Raw genomic sequence first — 16,597 nt, 5'->3', positions numbered from 1 at the left:
GGCCCTACCGCGCCAATGCCAGCGACGCGCCGGACTTGGAAAGCGCACCGTCCAGCGCCCCGCCGCCCTGGCGCAGGCGGGCCGTCACGGTGCCGCCTGGCTGGTAGAGATAGACCTCGCCGTCGCGGTAATCCCAGGCGGTGACCTTCGCCAGATCCTTGTTGGCGCAACCGGACGCATTCGCCTTGTAGAGGTCGAGGGCGGGGGCGCTCGACAGGGAGACCTTGCAAGTCGAGCCCGTGGCGTCCCTGGCGTTCCAGCTTCCCACCACCGAGGAGCGACCGCTCGACACGACCGGCGGAGCCGGCGGTGGCACGTAGACCGGCTCGGCAACGACCGGGGCAGGCGCGACGGCCACGTCCGTGCCGACCGGAGGCGGGGCGTCGACAGGGGCGGCGCTGGCGCCTGGTGGAGGAGCAAGGGGGGAAGAGGTCACCGGACCGGCGGGCATGGCCGGTGCGGCCGGCTCGAGAGCGGCCTGGGCACCGAGACCGGCACGGCTGCCGCGGCTCGGCCCATCGAGGCGCGACGAGCTGCAGGCGCCGAGGCCTGCGGCAAGGGCGACGAGGGCAACGGTCGACAGGAACTGACGCGGCATCGATCTCTCTTCCCGGCGGGGACATCGGCAATAGACCGCTGCGTCACCGCCAATTGCGCTGACGGCAAGGCAATGCGGGACGACCGAGAGGGGAAAGGCGCATCGCTCTGGCTTTTCGGACACGGTGTGGCGGCAAGGCCTCAATCGCCCCCGCGCATGCTCGCGGCCTCAGCGCCGAGGTGCCACTCCATCGATGGCAAGCCGAAGATGCATGGGGCCGCGCAAGGCAGCGCCCGAGCGATAGGGAGGCGGATCATCGATCAGACGCGGATGGACGAGGCGTTGCGCCAGCGCCACCAGGGCCGCCTCGGCCTCGAACCGGGCCAGCGGGGCGCCCGCGCAATAATGGAGTCCGCCGCCGAAGCCGAAATGACGGATATCGGGGCGATCCGGATCGAACCGGTCCGGATCGCAGAACACCGCCGGGTCGCGATTTCCGGAGGCGAAGAGGAGGACAATGTCGGCACCCTCCGGGATGGTGATGCCGGCGATGTCGATGGCGCTCAATGCCCGCCTTGTCCGAAAATGCACCGGTGGGTCGTAGCGCAGCATCTCTTCGATGAGACGCGGGGCGAGGTCCGGCTCGCCGGCGAGCCGCGCGAGGATATCGGGGTGGCGCACCAGAGCCAGCGTGCTGTTGGCGATGAGGTTCACAGTGGTTTCGTGCCCGGCCACCAGCAGCAGGATGGCGCTGGCGATTAGGTCGACTTCGCCCATCCCCGGTTCGCCGCCTGGCCCGGAACCGGCACTCAGGCCCGACAGCATGTCGTCTTGCGGATGTCGGCGCTTTTCCTTGATGAGGCCACGCATGTAGGTGGAGATCTCGTCGAAGGTGGTGATGTTCTTCGCTCGTGCCTCTTCGTTGCCGAGGTTGTCCGGTTCGAGGGCCGAGGCGAGCTGCGTCGCCCAGCCGTGGAATTGCGGCTCGTCCTCCGGCGGCACGCCGAGCATCTCGCAGATGACCGTGACGGGAAGCGGATAGGCGAGGTCGCAGACGAGGTCGAAGCTCGTCGCATCGCTCTGCTTGTCCAGGAGGTCGGCCACGAGGTCATGCGAGCGCCCGCGCATGGCATGAACGCGCTGATGGGTGAATTGCCCCATCACGGCCATCCGCAGCCTGTCGTGGTCCGGCGGATCGCGGAAGATGAAGGGGCGATGGGTGTTGGTGAGGTGGTCCTTGACCGGGTTGACGATCCAGTCCGAGAACGGATTACCGGTCCGGGGGCGCTCGCTCGGCGGCAGGGTCTCCGAACTGATCCGCGGATCGTGCAGGAGACTCGTGATTGCCGTATGGGTCGAGACCACATAGATGCCGTCGTCCTGGCGCGAGACGGGCGTCTCGCGCAGTCGGGCATAGAGCGGATAGGGATCGGCCCGGTTCGCCTCGTCCTTGACCGCCTCGAACAGCTGTCCGGTCTTCATGGCGATGTCCGTTTCTCGGGAAAGCCCGGCGACAGCACCGTCAGATTGTGTTCGTCGGTTCCACCGCAGATCGGAGGGAATGGTGCGCGGGCGGCGATCTGCTCGGCATAGGCGGGAAGCCACCGGGCGGAATCGAACGACACGGCTGCGATGCAGCGGCCTTTCGCGCCGTAGACGACGACGAAGCGGCCCTCCTTCGGGCTCCCCTGCGCGAAGACCATGGAATCCGCCCCTTCGGTGAGGCCGACCGACTTGATCGTGATCCCGCCCTGGGACGACCAGAAGGCGGGCATCTCGGCATAGTCCGTTTCATTGGCTTCGCCTGCGAGAAGGCGCCCGGCGTGCTCACCCTGCGCCACGGCGTGTCCCCAATGTTCGAGGGCGACGGGACGTCCGTCAAAGAGCGGATGGGGGAACCGCGCCACGTCGCCGGCCGCGGCGATGGCCCTGTCAGGACGCCCCTCGGTGTCGAGGGCGTGGCCGGCCTCGTTGCAGACGACGCCGCCCGGCCCGGCATCGAGCCCCGATCCGCTCAGCCATTCGGTGTTGCGCACCGCGCCCAACGCCACCACCACGAGGTCGGTTTCGACCACATTGCCGTCCTCGAGAATGGCGCGGACCACCCGGCCTGCCTCATTGCCTTCGAGCCGCGCGACCTTGGTCCGGCTGCGCAGGTCGACGCCGAGAGCTCGGTGCAGGGCAGCGACGATCTCGCCCACCGGCTGCCCGAGGATCCGGGCGAGGGGCGCCGGCCCCGGATCGATCAGCGTGACGGCGCGGTCGAGGGCCCGGCAGGAGGCCGCGACCTCGCAGCCGATGAAACCCGCGCCGATGATGAGGACGCGCTTGGGGCCGGCGGCGAGCGCCTGACGCAGGGCGGCGGCATCGTCGCGCCCGCGCAGGGTATGGACCCCGGCAAGGCCTGCCTCGGTCGGGTTCGGCCATGATCGTGCGCGCGAACCCGTGGCGATGAGAAGCCGGTCATACGACAAGGTCGTACCGTCGGCGAGGCGGACCTCGCGCGCCTGCCTGTCGAGACCGGTGGCGGCGACGCCGAGCCGCCAATCGGCAGCGAGGGCGTGGAGGTTCGGCAGGACCGTCGCTTCGGGCGCCACCTCGCCCGTAAGAGCGGATTTGGAGAGCGGCGGCCGGTCGTAGGGGCGATGTGGCTCATCGCCGACAAGGGTGAGGCGGCCGGCAAAGCCCGCGCGGCGCAGGGCCTCGGCCCCGCGCAGGCCCGCCAGGGACGCGCCGACCACCACCGTATGTCCCCCGGTGTTCTTCCTTTCGGCGTCCATGCTTCTCATCGGCCCTGTCGCTCCGGATCCTCGACGCGGATCGCCTGGACCGGGCAGGACACCCGAGCGCGCTCGATGGCGAGACGGGCGGAGGAAGAGGGAGCGGGGTCGTAGAACAAAGCCTCTCGCCCATGCAGCACGAAATGTCCCGGCGCCGCGTAGCAGCACTGAGCATAGGCTTGGCAACGGTTGAGATCGACGGTGACGCGCAAGGGTGGCGTCGCGTCGGGTGGCAAGGAAGAATCTGGCATGAGGCTCGCTGCAGGAATCACCCGACAAGGTTTCCGGCGAGCCGAGGTTCCGTCGCGAGCGCAAAGGTCGCGTGAGCGCTTCACGATTCGACGTCGGTCCCGAGCTTCCGGTGCATCACCAGGGCATCGACCAATCCGAGGGTCGGATGCCGGAACGCGTCGGGCAGGCGCGCAAGTTCCGAGAAGCCGAGGCTCTTCCACAGGGCTACCGCGCGGGTATTGCTGGCGACGACGAAGTTGAACTGCATTGCCAGGAAGCCCTGCCGGGCGGCATCGTCGATGGCGTGTCGTCCCATGGCGCGGGCGATGCCGCGGCCGACCGCGTCGGGATGCGTCATGAAACCGGCATTGGCCACATGGGCCCCGCCACCCTGCTGGTTCGCCTTGAGCATGAAGGTACCGAGCACCCTGCCCTCGTCCACGGCGATGAAGACCTGGTTTGCCGGGGCGAACCAATAGTCCAGCATGGCCTTGCGGGATCCGTCACGCGGAAGCGCATAGGTCTCGCCCGCCCGGATCACCGGCTCGAGGATGGACCAGATCGCATCGGAATCGTCGGGTTCGGCGGCACGAATAAGAAGGGACGTCATCGTTCGATCCGGGCTCATGCCACTCCGATTCTTCCCCAACCGGGAAGTTTGATCGCCGGGCGGCGCAGGTCGAGTCCTGCGACGAGGCCGAGCAGGTTGATCTCGACCCCCTCGACCCAGCCGACAGTGATACCGGCATAGCCGCCGACGGTCAGCCTGATTCCGGTGCCGCTCGGCGTGCGCTCGACGATGCGTCCGGGAGGCGCCCAATCCTTCCCCAGCGCCGTCGGCGGAAGAGTGACCTGCGGCTCCGGCAGGCGGGCCAGCACATGCGCCGCGAAGCTGTTCGAGTTCGGGCCTGGCCAAGCCCGGTAGGTTCCGAGCGCCCGGTAGGGGTAGTCGGCCACGGCCGCGCGGATCGCCGGGATAGCGCGGGCGGCATCGTCCCCGTCGAGGGCGAGAATGGTTTGCGGATCGTTGCCGAACCAGCGGCCGTCTGCGGCCCAGCCATCCGTGCGGACCGGCATCCCCCAGCCGACCACGTCGTAGCGGGTGTAGCGGGCGGCACCGGCCGGTTTCACCACGATCCAGCTGTGATGGGCAAAGATCCCGCGCCAGCGCCCGACACGCGCCGCATAGACCCTGACGAGGGCCGGATCGGTCGCTTTGGGCGGGCGCAACAGCCCGGCGCTCGACCAGTCGGCCACTGCCCAATCCGCTGCGCCGCCGCCCCGCGCCGTCCACCACAGCGCATGGGTGCCGAGCGGCAGAAGGAACAGACCGAGCAGAAGGAGGCCGAGCATTCGGACGGTGGTGCCAAGGAGGGAGAGGGAGATCACGAGGAAGGATGTTTGCCTGCGCCAAGCCTCCCGCAAGCGCCGCTTTCGTCGCAGCGGCGCATGCCGTTGATGCCGTTGATGCAGTTCGGCAACAGGCGGGGCTCCAACCGTCCATCTGCGCCCTCCCCCCTTGCGGAAATAGACGCTCTCGCGGATGAAACATTATAACATAATTCTTGAGGGGCGTGATGCGGACGAGACGATCGAGGATCTGGCTGGCCGGGACGATGCTATCCGGCGCGGGCCTGACATCCGGCGCGATGGTCGCTCCCGTGGCGGCCCAGCAGGCCGAGGCGACGCTCTCCGAACTCAGCGTGACCTCCGCGAGCCCGATCCTTCCCGCCCCCGGCTCTTCCGCCGTGGGTGGGTTTCCCACCGGCGTGCTGCCGGTCGTCGGCGACAGCTTTTCCCCCGTCACGGTGGTGACCCGCTCCGAGATTCAGCGCAACCAGCCCCGCACCCTCGGCGACGCCCTATCCGACCGCCCCGGTATCTCGTCCTCGACCTATGCGCCGGGCGCGGCTTCGCGGCCGATCATTCGCGGCCTCGACAATGCGCGGGTGCGAATTCAGGAGAACGGAATCGTCAATGGCGGCGTATCCGATCTCGGCGAGGACCATGCGGTGCCGGTCAACCCGCTCACCGCCGATCGGATCGAGGTGATCCGGGGCCCGGCGACCCTGCGCTACGGCTCGGGCGCTATCGGCGGCGTGGTCTCGTCCGAGAATAACCAAGTGCCGACCTTCATTCCGGCCCGGGGTGTCTCCGGCCAGGTCACCACCGGCTATTCCAGTGTCGATAACGGTCGGCTCGGCGCGGCGAGCGTCGATGCCGGGGCCAACGGCATCGCGGTCCATGCCGACGGGTTCAAGACGGCAACCGATTCCTACGCGATTCCCGGCGGCATCCAGCGCAATTCGGCCACCGAGACGCAGGGCGGCTCCATCGGAATCTCGGCGATCGGCGATCGCGGCTTCCTCGGCGTGTCGTTCAGCCATTACGAGGCGATGTACCAGATCCCCGGTGGCGAGTCGGAAGAGACCCGCTCAAGTCTGAACCCGAAGCAGGGCCGGGTGCTCGCACGTGGCGAGTACCGACCGCTCCAAGGGCCGTTCGAGGTTCTGCGGTTCTGGGCCGGCGGCTCGGTCTACCGCCACGAAGAGATCGGTCTGGCGCATCACGACCATGAGCATGAGCACGACCATGAGGAGGTGGCCGGCCCCGAGGGCGTGCAGGCCATCTTCAAGAACCGCGAGGTCGAGGCCAGGTTCGAGGCGCAGCACGTGCCGGTCGTCACCGCGCTCGGCACCCTGACCGGCGCGGTCGGCGTGCAGACTAGCCGGCGCGTCCTCAATTCGCAGCTCGAGAGCTTCCTGCCGCCCACGGAATCGCGCTCCCTGGCCGCTTATCTGTTCGAGGAACTCGCAGTGGGGGGCGGCCTGCGCTTCCAGGCGGCCGGCCGGATCGGGAACGACCGGCTCAACAGCATCGCCACGCTGTTCCCGGCCGACTATCTGCCCGGCGGCATCGATCCGTCGAGCTACGCACTGACCCGCCGCTTCGCCCCCAAGAGTCTGAGCTTCGGCGCTCTGCAGGACCTCCCCTACGGGTTCGTGGCGAGCATCAACGGCTCCTATGTCGAGCGCGCGCCCACCAGCTACGAGCTGTTCTCGCAGGGACCGCACCACGCCTCCGCGACCTTCGAGATCGGTGATCCGACCCTGAAGCTGGAACGCGCCCGCACGATGGAGCTCAGTCTGCGCCGGGCCGAAGGTCCCCTGCGCCTCGACGCGACCGGATATGTCACGCGCTATACCGGCTTCATCTACCGCCGGGATACGGGCAACCGCTGCGATGACGATTTCGCCTCTTGCGGCAGCGGCGACGAATTGCGCCAGATCGTCTACTCCCAGGCCAACACGACCTTCTACGGGGCCGAGATCGGCGCGCAGCTTGACATCGTTCCCGTTGGCGACGGCTGGGCAGGGATCGAGGCGCAATACGATTTCGTACGGGCGCAGTTCGACGACGGTTCCTACGTTCCGCGCATTCCTCCCCATCGTCTGGGTGGTGGCGCCTTCCTACGGGCGAATGGCTGGTTCGGCCGTGTGAACCTCCTTCACGCCTTCGACCATACGGAGATCGCGCCGTTCGAGACGCTGACCCGGGGCTGGAACGACCTGCGCGCCGAACTGGCCTACACGCAGTCCCTCGACCCGGCGATCTACGGTGCCACCGAGGTCACGGTGGGGCTCCAGGGGCGCAACCTCCTCGACGACGATATCCGCAACTCCGCCTCGTTCAAGAAGGACGAGATCCTGCTGCCAGGTCGCAACGTTCGGCTGTTCCTGACGGCCCGGTTCTGAAGCCGGAGCCCTCCTCAAAACGGGCCGCACCGGCCCGTTTCGGGACCGATGAGACCGAAGTCGGACAGTTAGCTGCCCGCGGCGTGACAAACCGTGCTATAAGGTGAGCAACCCCGCACGAACCCGTGCCCTGGGCAACTCCATGAGGCCCAAGTGGCGAATGCGTTTAAAAGTGGTGCGTCCCAGTCGCGCACCACTAACGATTTCAACGAACGGGCCAAGCAGCTCTCCGAGCGTCTCGGCGCTATCGAGAAGCCGGCGCAGATGAAGCGCGGCAACGCCCCGCGCCGCTCGTTCAAGGCCGGCCCCCGCCCCGAGGCCGATACCGAGCCGAAGGGCGAGGTCGAGACGACCTCCGAGAAAGACGAAGGCGAAGCTGAGGGCGAGGCTTAAACTTCGGCCTCCTGTCGCTAGTCCTGATGCGGCATTGAACCGGCGCGCCGAATCTCGCGTTCCGAGCATCTGTTCAATGCCTGTCATCGTGCTCCATTCTCGGCGCGTGTGCCGCGAAGAAACGCGAAGGGCCCGGAGCGCCGCAGCGGATGCGAAATCCGGTACGACGTTCCGAGCCCTTGTCTCATCCAGCGTCCGGCGCCCCCCGGAGCGACGAGGCTAACCCTTCCCCGGGAAGGGCTTCCTCTGTGGGTGTCAGCGGCGAGCCTTGGCCTTGCGAGCCGCGTAGCGCGCATCGCGCTGGGCCTTCTTCTCGGCGAGTTCGATCGCCTTGCGTTCGGCGGCGAGACGCGTCTCTTCCTCTTCGCGGGCGATCTGTGCGGCGAGCTCCGCCTCCTCGCGAGCGCGCTTCTCTTCAGCGGCCTTCTTTTCGGCCGCGATGCGGGCGGCTTCGCGTTCGCGAGCCCTCTCGTCCCGGGCGCGGGCAACCGCGGCGCGGGCCTGGGCCTTGGCAACCATTTCCGGGTCATCCGCCGGAGGACGGGCCTTGAATTTTTCCAGCAGCATCTGCTTGGCGCTGGCGGAGTTCTTACGGCGGTCGTCGAAATTCCTGTAGTCGAAGGCGCTCATCTGACCTTTCTCGGGTGGTGCGTCTCGGCCCGTTCCGCGAGCGGAAGCGCGCGGCGCTGAGCCTTGCTGTGAATCATCGGAAGACGGGATCGAATCGAAAAGCCCAATGCCTCACGATTCGGCCGGAATCAACAGAAGCCGCCCATGACAGGGCGGCTTCCTACGCATGTGTTGAACGAAGGCCTCACTGAGCAGCCCTCGCCCTTAGCAGTTCAGGCCGCCTGAAGGTTGCCGGCGGACTGCTTGCCGGTGCGACGGTCGTTCTCGATCTCGTAGGACAGCTTCTGTCCCTCGATGAGATTGCGCATACCCGCGCGTTCCACGGCCGAGATATGGACGAACACGTCCTTGCCGCCGTCATCGGGCTGAATGAAGCCGTAGCCCTTGGTTTCGTTGAACCATTTCACGGTGCCCGTGCTCATGGTGATGTCCTTCTCGTCGTCGGGAGGAACGCGATTGCAGTCTTCGCGCCCTCGTCTCGAATTGTGTGGGGAGGGGCCTCTCGGGCCGCAGAAAACGACGTGCGGCCGACAGGGCGCAGGGTTTCGGAGATGCGATGAGATCGAAGCGACAGACCGCGGCAGTTCTGCAATGACTGCTGGGCGTGCGACCCGGATTGAACCGGCGGGGGATCGTGGAAGACAAGGTCCGATAGGTGAAAGTTAGGGTGCCTGCGATGTTCAGACAAGGCTCCCGGCCGTTCCGGGTTCCCGTCGAGATGCGCGATTTCCATCCTTCCCCGGAGCCGACTGAACGAAGGGCTGCGGCACCGGCCGAGATTGCCCTCGTTGGTGGTGCGGTCTAGGCTTGCCACTCTGCGACATGAGGCGAGGAACGACCTTAACGACCCGGTGAGGGGTCGTCACGGAAGGTTGACCGGCATCGAAGCGGGGGCGGGATGACGGAATCGACGGCTGACAGACGAACCTTTGCGGGCATGCCGTTGCAAGGGGCGAGAGCGGACCGGTCCGAATCACGGGCGGGCCGTGTTTCGTGACGTCGAACACGCGTGACCTAAAGGGCAGAGGCCTGAAACACGGCTGCGCGGGCGTGGCCATGGCCGTCCTCGGCGGCGTGTCGATGAGCACCTTAGCCGCTTCCCCCGCCATCGCCTTCGACCTGTTCGGCATGTTCGGTTCCGAAGAAGAGCCGCCGGCACCGAGCGGCGACACGCTGCCCTATTCGGTGAAGTTTCAGGGGCTCGAGGATGACGACGTGCTGCAGGCTCTGCAGGACACCTCCACGCTCTATCGCCTTCGCCAGGACGCTCCGCCCGACGGCGAGGGCATCGTGCGGCGGGCGGAGGCGGACCTTCGCCGCCTGTCCGACGTGCTCTCCGGCTACGGCTATTACCAGGGCAAGGTCGCCATCCGCATCGATGGCGTCGAACTGACGGGCGAGGCCTCGGTGGCGGCTGCGGCGCGTGCCGCCGAGGGCGGCCGGAACCGGGCCTTGGTGCCCGTGAAGATCGTCGTCGATGCCGGACCGCTCTATAAGCTCCGCACGGTGACGGCTTCCGATCCGCGCGGCAACGATTTCCCGTCCGAAGTGCTGCCCGAGCGTTTCACCCGGGTGGGTGACGACGTCCCCGCTCGTTCCGCCACCGTTCTCGCCCGCGAGGCGAAGATCGTCGACCGCTTCCGGGCGCTGGGCCATCCCTTCGCCAAGGCGGTTTCGCGCGATCCTGTGGTGGATGACGAGGCCCACGTCATGGATGTGCGCTTCACCATCGATCCCGGGCCGATCGCGGGGCTGGGCCAGGTCGCCGTGCGCGGTACCACCGGCATCGACCCGGCGGTGGTGCGCTCCTTCATCTATAGCGAGCCGGGCGATCCCTATTCACCCAAGGCCGTGGCCGACATTCGCCGGTCCGTCGCCAAGGTGGAGGCCCTGGGTTCCGTCCGGGTACGCGAGGGCGAGGCGCTCGACGCGCAGGGCAACCTGCCGATCTTCGTCGACGTGACCGAGCGCGACCGTAACCTGATCGGGGTCGCGGCCCGCTTCTCCACGGTCGATGGCCCGGGCATCCGTGCCTATTATGCCAACCGCAACCTGTTCGGCGGCGGCGAGACTCTGCGGCTCGACGCCGACATCTACTATCTCGGCAACGACCTCTACGCTGCGCAGCGCAAGGCCGCCGGGATCGATTCGAACGGGCTGGGCGGCCGGATCTCCGCGACCTTCGTCAAGCCGGCTCTATGGGGCACGCGCAACGATCTCGTGGCCAATGTCTTCGCGGGCCGCGAGGCCCAGCAATCCTACGTCTCGGACGCGGCCGGCGGTACGATCGGCATCCGGCACCGGTTCTCCGACACGTTCTACGCGCAGATCGGCGTCGACGGTCAGGCGGGCCGCTCGCAGGACGCGCTCGGCAAGGTCGATTACCGCCTCGTCGGCGTGCCGCTGTCGGTGGCCTACGATTCCACCGACAATCTGCTCGATCCGACGCAGGGGTTCCGTGCCACCGCCTCGGTGACACCCTATGCCGGGTTCCTGGGCTCGGATCCGTCGATCTTCGTCGCCAAGGCGCAGGGCTCTACTTATTACGCCCTCGACGACGAGGCCCGCTACATCCTCGCCGGCCGCGTCGGATTCGGCTCCATCTCGGGCGCGAGCCTGGAGGACATCCCGGCCAATATCCGCTTCTTCGCCGGCGGTGGCGGCTCGGTGCGTGGCTTCCCCTATCGGACCTTGGGCCCACGCGGGCCGTTCAACCTGCCGGTGGGCGGGCGTAGCCTGCTCGAAGCTTCGGTGGAGGCGCGGGTCAAGATCACCGACACAATCGGAATCGTGCCGTTCTTCGACGCCGGCACAGCCTTCGAGGGCAGCCTGCCCGATTTCGAAGAGCGCATCCGCTACGCGGCGGGCCTCGGTCTTCGCTATTATACCGGCATCGGCCCGATCCGCGTCGACGTGGCGTTCCCCCTCGACCGCATCAAGGGGAACCGCGAACGTCCCGTGGCCCTGTACATCAGCCTGGGGCAGTCGTTCTGATGGAATTTTTCGGACGGGTTATGGTTCGGTGCGCATCGACCCTCCCCCCTCTGCGGGGGAGGGTGCCTGCGGAGCAGGCGGGAGAGGGGCCGACCTCTCCGGACATGGCGCTCCCCTCTCCCGACCCGCTTCGCGGGCCACCCTCCCCCGCAAAGGGGGAAGGGAGAACGCGCGTCATCGTAGCGATCGTCTCTCTGACCGTCTGCATCGCCGTTCCCGCGACCTACACCCGCGCCGATGACGGCGAGAAGACCGTACTCGGCGGACTCCTGTCGAAGGCTTTGTCCACGCCGGGCTCCCAGGTGTCCATCGGCGCGGTGGACGGGGCGCTCTCGTCGAACGCCACGATCCGCGACGTGGTGATCAGCGATCGCAACGGTCCCTGGCTGAAGCTCGACAAGGCGCGCCTTGTCTGGAGCCGCCTCGCCCTCCTCTCCGGCCGGCTGCAGGTGGACAGCCTGGAGATCGGCCGCCTCGAAGTGCTGCGCCGTCCCCTCCCCGCCCCGGTCTCGGCGACTCCGGAGCCCGATGGCTCGCTGCTTCCCGAGTTGCCCGTGAAGGTGGAGATCACCGCCTTCAAGCTCGCCGAACTCGTCCTCGGCGAGACCGTCGCCGGTCAGCCGGCGCGCCTGTCCGCCGAGGGGAAGGCCAAGCTCGGCGCCCCGTCCGAAGGGCTCGACCTCGACCTGTCCGTGCGCCGCCTCGACGCCACCGGGCAGTTCGTCGCCCGCCTGCTCTTCGTGCCCAAGGGCGAGAAGCTCGAGGTGAAGACCACCCTGGTGGAGGCCGCCGGTGGCCTCCTCTCCAAATTCGCCAATCTCCCCGGCGAGCCGCCGATCAACCTCGATCTCGACGGGCGCGGCACCCTCGATGCCTGGAACGCCCGGCTCGATTTCGATGCCGGCCCCGATCTCGGCGCCAAGGGCACGGCCCGCATCGCCCGGGCCGGCGCCGACCGCTCCCTCACCCTCGACCTCTCCTCGCGGATCGAGGGGCTGCTGCCCGGCCCGGCGGCTGCGATCTTCTCCGGCACCACCAAGCTCGACGGCGCCCTGCGCTTTGCCGATAACGGCGCGTTCGGCATCGACCGTCTCGCGCTCGCCTCCCGCACCGCCCGCCTCGACGCGTCGGGCGGCCTCACGCCGGAGCGGGTCGCCGACTTCACGATCTCCGCCCGCGCCGTCCCCACCGAGGGCAGCGTCACCAAGGCGGCCAATGCCGAGCTCGACACCCTCGACTTCGATGGGACCGTGAAGGGGCCGATCGCACGGCCACGGGTGAACGGCGACCTCAAGGCGGCGGGCCTGCGCGCGGACGGCAACGTCCTCGAACGGATCGCCGCCAGCCTCGCCATGGAGCCCACGGGCGGCGATCCCAGCGCCACCCGCTTCGCGCTCCGTGCGGATGCCAATGTGGAGGGGTTGAAGCTCGCCGACCCGGCCCTGCGCCGGGCGGTCGGATCGCGCGGTGCCTTCACCTTCCGTGGCACGCTCCAGCCCGATGGCGTGGTCGATGTGGCGGCGTTCGATCTCGACGCGCCCACCGCCACGCTCTCCTATGCCGGCCGGGTCGGCCAGAACACGCTCACGGGCACGCTGAAGGCGGGTCTCGCCGATCTTTCGGCCTTCTCCGATGTCGCCGACCGGACCCTGGCCGGCAGCGTCGCCGTTAAGGCGAACTTGAGCGGGGACCCCGCCCGCAAGGCCGTGACCGCCGATGTGGATGCGACGACACAGGGGCTCGTTCTCGGCCTGCCGGCCCTCGACCGGCTCCTGGGCCGCGAGCCGCATTTCTCGGGCAGGCTCTCGCAGGTCTTCGACGGCTACAGCTTCGATGGTGTGAAGCTCGACGGAGCCGAGATGGTGGCCCGGCTGGAGGGCAAGGCCACGGCACGCCTCGCCGACGCCAAGCTCCTCGTGGACGTGAAGACCCTCTCGGCCGTCGATCCGCGCCTTGCCGGCCGCGCCCTCCTCGACGGGCGGCTCTCCGGAACCCTGGAAAAGCCGGACCTCACCGCCACCCTCACCGCTGCCGACGGACGGGCGCTCGGCCGCCCGATCCGGGACGTGCGCGTAGCCGCGGCGCTCAAGGACCTCACCGGGGCGCTCGATGGAACGGTGGCGCTGGGCGGCGAGATCGGCGGCAAGACCCTGCGCGGGGACGTGCATCTCGCCCGCTCGGGCGCAGATTGGTCCCTCGACCGGCTCGCGGTGAATCTCGGCTCGGCCACCCTCGCCGGCAAGGCGGCCGTCGATGCGGCCACCCTCCTCACGCAGGGCAGCGTCACGCTCTCGGCCGCCAATCTCGACGATCTGTCGCCGCTCGCCCTCACGCCGCTGGCCGGAAGCCTCGACGCGACCGTCGCCCTCTCGCGCGATGGGGGACGCCAGGACGCGTCGGTGAAGGCCAAGGGCGCCTCCCTGCGCTCGGGTGAGATCGGCCTCGCGCAGCTCGACGCCGACCTCACCGGCCGCGATCTCCTCGCCCATCCCGTCGTGGACGGGCGAATCAATGCCGACCGGGTCATCGCCGCCGGCGAGTCCATCGACACCGTGCGCCTCCTGGCCGTGGGGTCGCCCAATGCCAGCGACATCACCCTCACCGCCAAGGCGCGAGGTTTCGATCTCGACGGGGCTGCCCGGCTGGTTCCGGCCGAGGCCACGCGGATCGAGCTGTCGCGCTTCTCCGCGTCACGCGGCAAGGACCGTCTGGCGCTGGCTGGTCCCGCCACGATCACCCTCGACCGGGGCTCGGCCGTCATCGACGGTCTCGTCATCGCCGCCGGTACCGGGCGGGTCAGCCTCGCCGGCCGCGCCGGATCGAATCTCGACCTGAAACTCGGCATCCGGGCGCTGCCGTTGGCTCTTGCCCGCATTGCCTCGCCGAGCCTCGCCCTCACCGGCACCCTCGACGGGGACGCCGATATCCGCGGTACCAGCGCACGGCCAGAGGGGCGCTATGCCCTGTCGGTGGCGAAGCTGGTGACCCCGGAGACACGCAAGGCCGGCCTGCCGCCCATCGACGCCAAGGCGAGTGGCACACTGGGCGACGGCCGCGCCGGGATCGAGGGCCGGGTCTCGGCCGGTCGCGGCGCCGAGCTGACCCTTGCCGGCTTCCTGCCCGTCTCGGCGGGCGGACCCATCGCGCTGAAACTGCGCGGCACCCTCGACGCGGCCATGGCCAACAGCCTGCTCAGCGTCGGCGGTCAGCGGGTCGCCGGCCGGATCGCCCTCGACGGGGGCGTCTCGGGCACGCTCGACGCGCCTCGTGCCGAGGGTGCCGCCACCCTCTCCGGCGGCAGCTTCACCGATCCGCTCCAGGGCATCGCCCTCAAGCAGATCGAGGGCCGCGTCACCGGGCGAGGCGATACCCTCGTGGTGGAGCGCCTGACAGCGCAGACCCGGAACGGCGGCGGCCTTCAGGCCAGCGGGCGCGTGGCCCTGGACCCGAATGGCGGGTTCCCCGGCGCGTTCAAGATCACCGCCGAGCGGGCCGAGCTCGTCTCCAGCCCCATCGTCACCGCCACCGCGAGCCTCAACCTCGCCCTGAGCGGTCCTTTGGCGCGGACGCCGAAAGTGTCGGGACGGGTCGACCTCGTCTCCGTCGATGTGACGGTCCCCGATCGGCTGCCCGCGACCGTGCAGCCCCTGCCCGGCGTGCGCCGGGTCAATACGCCCGCCGACGTACGGGTGCGCCTCGATGCGAAGGCCGACCGCAAGGCGAAGGTCGCCGCATTGGGCAAGCGCAGGAAGGCGCCCCCGCCCTTCGACGCCACGCTGGACGTGGCCGTCCATGCGCCGAACCGCATCTTCGTACGTGGGCGCGGAATCGACGCGGAACTCGGCGGTGACCTGCGCCTCACCGGCACCTCGCGCGACCCCGTGGCGGTGGGTGATTTCGCCATGCGCCGCGGGCGCCTCAGCATCATCGGCCAGCGCCTCGACTTCACCCGCGGCCGCCTGGCCTTCAACGGCGAACTCGCGATCCCCGATCTCGACTTCCAGGCCGAGACCAAGGCCGCCGAGGTCACCGCCCGCGTCGCCGTGACCGGCCCCGCCAACCAGCCCGACTTCGTCCTCACCTCCGACCCGTCCCTGCCGCAGGACGAGGTGCTGTCGCGGCTGCTCTTCAAGAAGGCGGCCGGGGGACTTTCGCCCTTCCAGGCGTTGCAGCTCGCTCAGGCCGTGTCGCAGCTCTCGGGCGGGGCCGGCGGCCCGGACGTGTTCGAACAGGCCCGCAAAGGCCTCGGCCTCGACAGCCTGGACGTTTCCACCGGAGCCAGCGGCGGTCCGGCCCTGGGTGCCTCGCGCTATCTCAGCGACCGTCTCAGTGTCGGCGTCAAGGCGGGCGCCAAGCCCCAGGATACCGCTGCCACCGTGGATTACGACGTGACCCGTCGCATCAAGATCCAGGGCGAGGCCGGCAGCGACGGTCGCACCGCCGTGGGGGTGGGCGCCGAATGGGAATATTGATGGGGTCGGAGCGAATGACCGGCACCGGAGCGGCCTCGAAGACGTTATCGGCCGGCAGGACTCTCAGGGCCACGGTCACCTGACGGCTGACATAGCCTGCGGCGCCGAGCGGAGAGTGCCCGCCACATCGGGAAGGGGCACGCCGAATGATGGGCTGGTTTCGGGCCTTGATGCCGCGGGAGGATCGCTTCTTCGACCTGTTCGAGCGCCATTCTCAGACCCTCGTCGCGGGAGCGGAGGCGCTCCAGGGTGTCCTGAAGGGCGGCGACGGCGTGCCGGGCTATTGCCAGGTGATCGTTGATCGCGAGCACGAGGCGGACGCGATCACCGCCGAGGTTCTGCTCGCGGTCCGGCGCAGCTTCATTACCCCGTTCGACCGCGGCGACATCAAGGACCTGATCCAGTCGATGGACGACGCCATCGACCAGATGAACAAGACCGTGAAGACCATCGCCCTCTACGAGATCCGCTCCTTCGAGCCTCTGATGCGCGAGATGGGCGACACCGTGCTCGAGGCGGCGCGTCTCACGGCCGAGACGATCCCCCTGCTCAACGCCGTCGGCACCCATGCGGGACGCATCAACACCCTCACGGAGCGCATCACCCGGGTCGAGGGCCGCTCGGACGAGTTGCAGGAGCGTGGCCTCAAGGCCCTCTACCGGGCCCATCGCAAGGATGGCGGCGACGGCGACACCATGGCCTACATCATCGGCGCCGAGATCTACGGGCACCTGGAGGATGTGGTCGACCGGTTCGAGGACGTCGCCAACGAGATCAGCGGCATCGTGATCGAGAACGTGTGAC

Annotated in this window: 13 protein-coding genes; 5 read left to right on the top strand and 8 right to left on the bottom strand. The window is 68.6% G+C overall.

The genetic code is table 11. From position 1 onward, the window contains the following. Positions 1 to 4: 4 nt before the first annotated feature. The 6 genes from ACYQML_RS16200 to ACYQML_RS16175 form a co-directional block, all read right to left on the bottom strand. Entirely contained in the window at positions 5 to 598 is a 594-nt protein-coding gene (locus tag ACYQML_RS16200; protein ID WP_056433882.1) for an AprI/Inh family metalloprotease inhibitor, read from the bottom strand. 168 nt (positions 599 to 766) lie between these two features. Then, positions 767 to 2,020 (bottom strand): cytochrome P450, encoded by a 1,254-nt coding sequence (locus tag ACYQML_RS16195; protein ID WP_461233390.1) that lies wholly within the window; start codon positions 2,018 to 2,020, stop codon positions 767 to 769. After that, a complete protein-coding gene (locus ACYQML_RS16190; RefSeq protein WP_424753562.1) occupies positions 2,017 to 3,318 on the bottom strand; it encodes an NAD(P)/FAD-dependent oxidoreductase in 1,302 nt (433 codons plus the stop codon). Before ACYQML_RS16190 ends, ACYQML_RS16195 begins: the two co-directional genes overlap by 4 nt. A 5-nt stretch (positions 3,319 to 3,323) precedes the next feature. Then, entirely contained in the window at positions 3,324 to 3,569 is a 246-nt protein-coding gene (locus ACYQML_RS16185; protein WP_200919226.1) for a ferredoxin, read from the bottom strand. An 80-nt stretch (positions 3,570 to 3,649) separates the two neighbouring features. Further along, entirely contained in the window at positions 3,650 to 4,159 is a 510-nt protein-coding gene (locus ACYQML_RS16180; protein ID WP_461233389.1) for a GNAT family N-acetyltransferase, read from the bottom strand. A 14-nt stretch (positions 4,160 to 4,173) separates the two neighbouring features. After that, a complete protein-coding gene (locus ACYQML_RS16175) occupies positions 4,174 to 4,902 on the bottom strand; it encodes a DUF3750 domain-containing protein (RefSeq protein WP_056434251.1) in 729 nt (242 codons plus the stop codon). Positions 4,903 to 5,126: 224 nt separating this feature from the next. On the opposite strand from ACYQML_RS16175, the gene ACYQML_RS16170 reads away from it, so the two are divergent. Together ACYQML_RS16170 and ACYQML_RS16165 are read left to right on the top strand one after the other, a co-directional pair. Beyond that, on the top strand, positions 5,127 to 7,304 hold the full coding sequence (locus ACYQML_RS16170; RefSeq protein ID WP_461233388.1) for a TonB-dependent receptor: 2,178 nt from the start codon (positions 5,127 to 5,129) through the stop codon (positions 7,302 to 7,304). Positions 7,305 to 7,457: 153 nt separating this feature from the next. Further along, entirely contained in the window at positions 7,458 to 7,697 is a 240-nt protein-coding gene (locus tag ACYQML_RS16165) for a hypothetical protein (protein ID WP_056433863.1), read from the top strand. Positions 7,698 to 7,952: 255 nt separating this feature from the next. Here ACYQML_RS16165 and ACYQML_RS16160 read toward each other — a convergent pair whose 3' ends face one another. Together ACYQML_RS16160 and ACYQML_RS16155 are read right to left on the bottom strand one after the other, a co-directional pair. After that, entirely contained in the window at positions 7,953 to 8,327 is a 375-nt protein-coding gene (locus ACYQML_RS16160) for a DUF6481 family protein (RefSeq protein WP_056433860.1), read from the bottom strand. A 212-nt stretch (positions 8,328 to 8,539) separates the two neighbouring features. Beyond that, entirely contained in the window at positions 8,540 to 8,749 is a 210-nt protein-coding gene (locus tag ACYQML_RS16155) for a cold-shock protein (protein ID WP_018043862.1), read from the bottom strand. A 658-nt stretch (positions 8,750 to 9,407) separates the two neighbouring features. Between ACYQML_RS16155 and ACYQML_RS16150 the strand changes: the two genes are divergently transcribed. From ACYQML_RS16150 to ACYQML_RS16140, 3 genes are all read left to right on the top strand, one after another. Next, a complete protein-coding gene (locus tag ACYQML_RS16150) occupies positions 9,408 to 11,321 on the top strand; it encodes an autotransporter assembly complex protein TamA (RefSeq protein ID WP_461233387.1) in 1,914 nt (637 codons plus the stop codon). A 104-nt stretch (positions 11,322 to 11,425) separates the two neighbouring features. Further along, on the top strand, positions 11,426 to 15,793 hold the full coding sequence (locus ACYQML_RS16145; protein WP_461233386.1) for a translocation/assembly module TamB domain-containing protein: 4,368 nt from the start codon (positions 11,426 to 11,428) through the stop codon (positions 15,791 to 15,793). Between the two features lie 146 nt (positions 15,794 to 15,939). Continuing rightward, a complete protein-coding gene (locus ACYQML_RS16140) occupies positions 15,940 to 16,596 on the top strand; it encodes a DUF47 domain-containing protein (protein WP_207412466.1) in 657 nt (218 codons plus the stop codon). Position 16,597 lies beyond the last annotated feature (1 nt).

This window comes from Methylobacterium sp. CM6244 (assembly GCF_054817885.1).
Note: the sequence above shows the minus strand (reverse complement) of the source record. Positions and strands in the feature narration are given on the sequence as shown.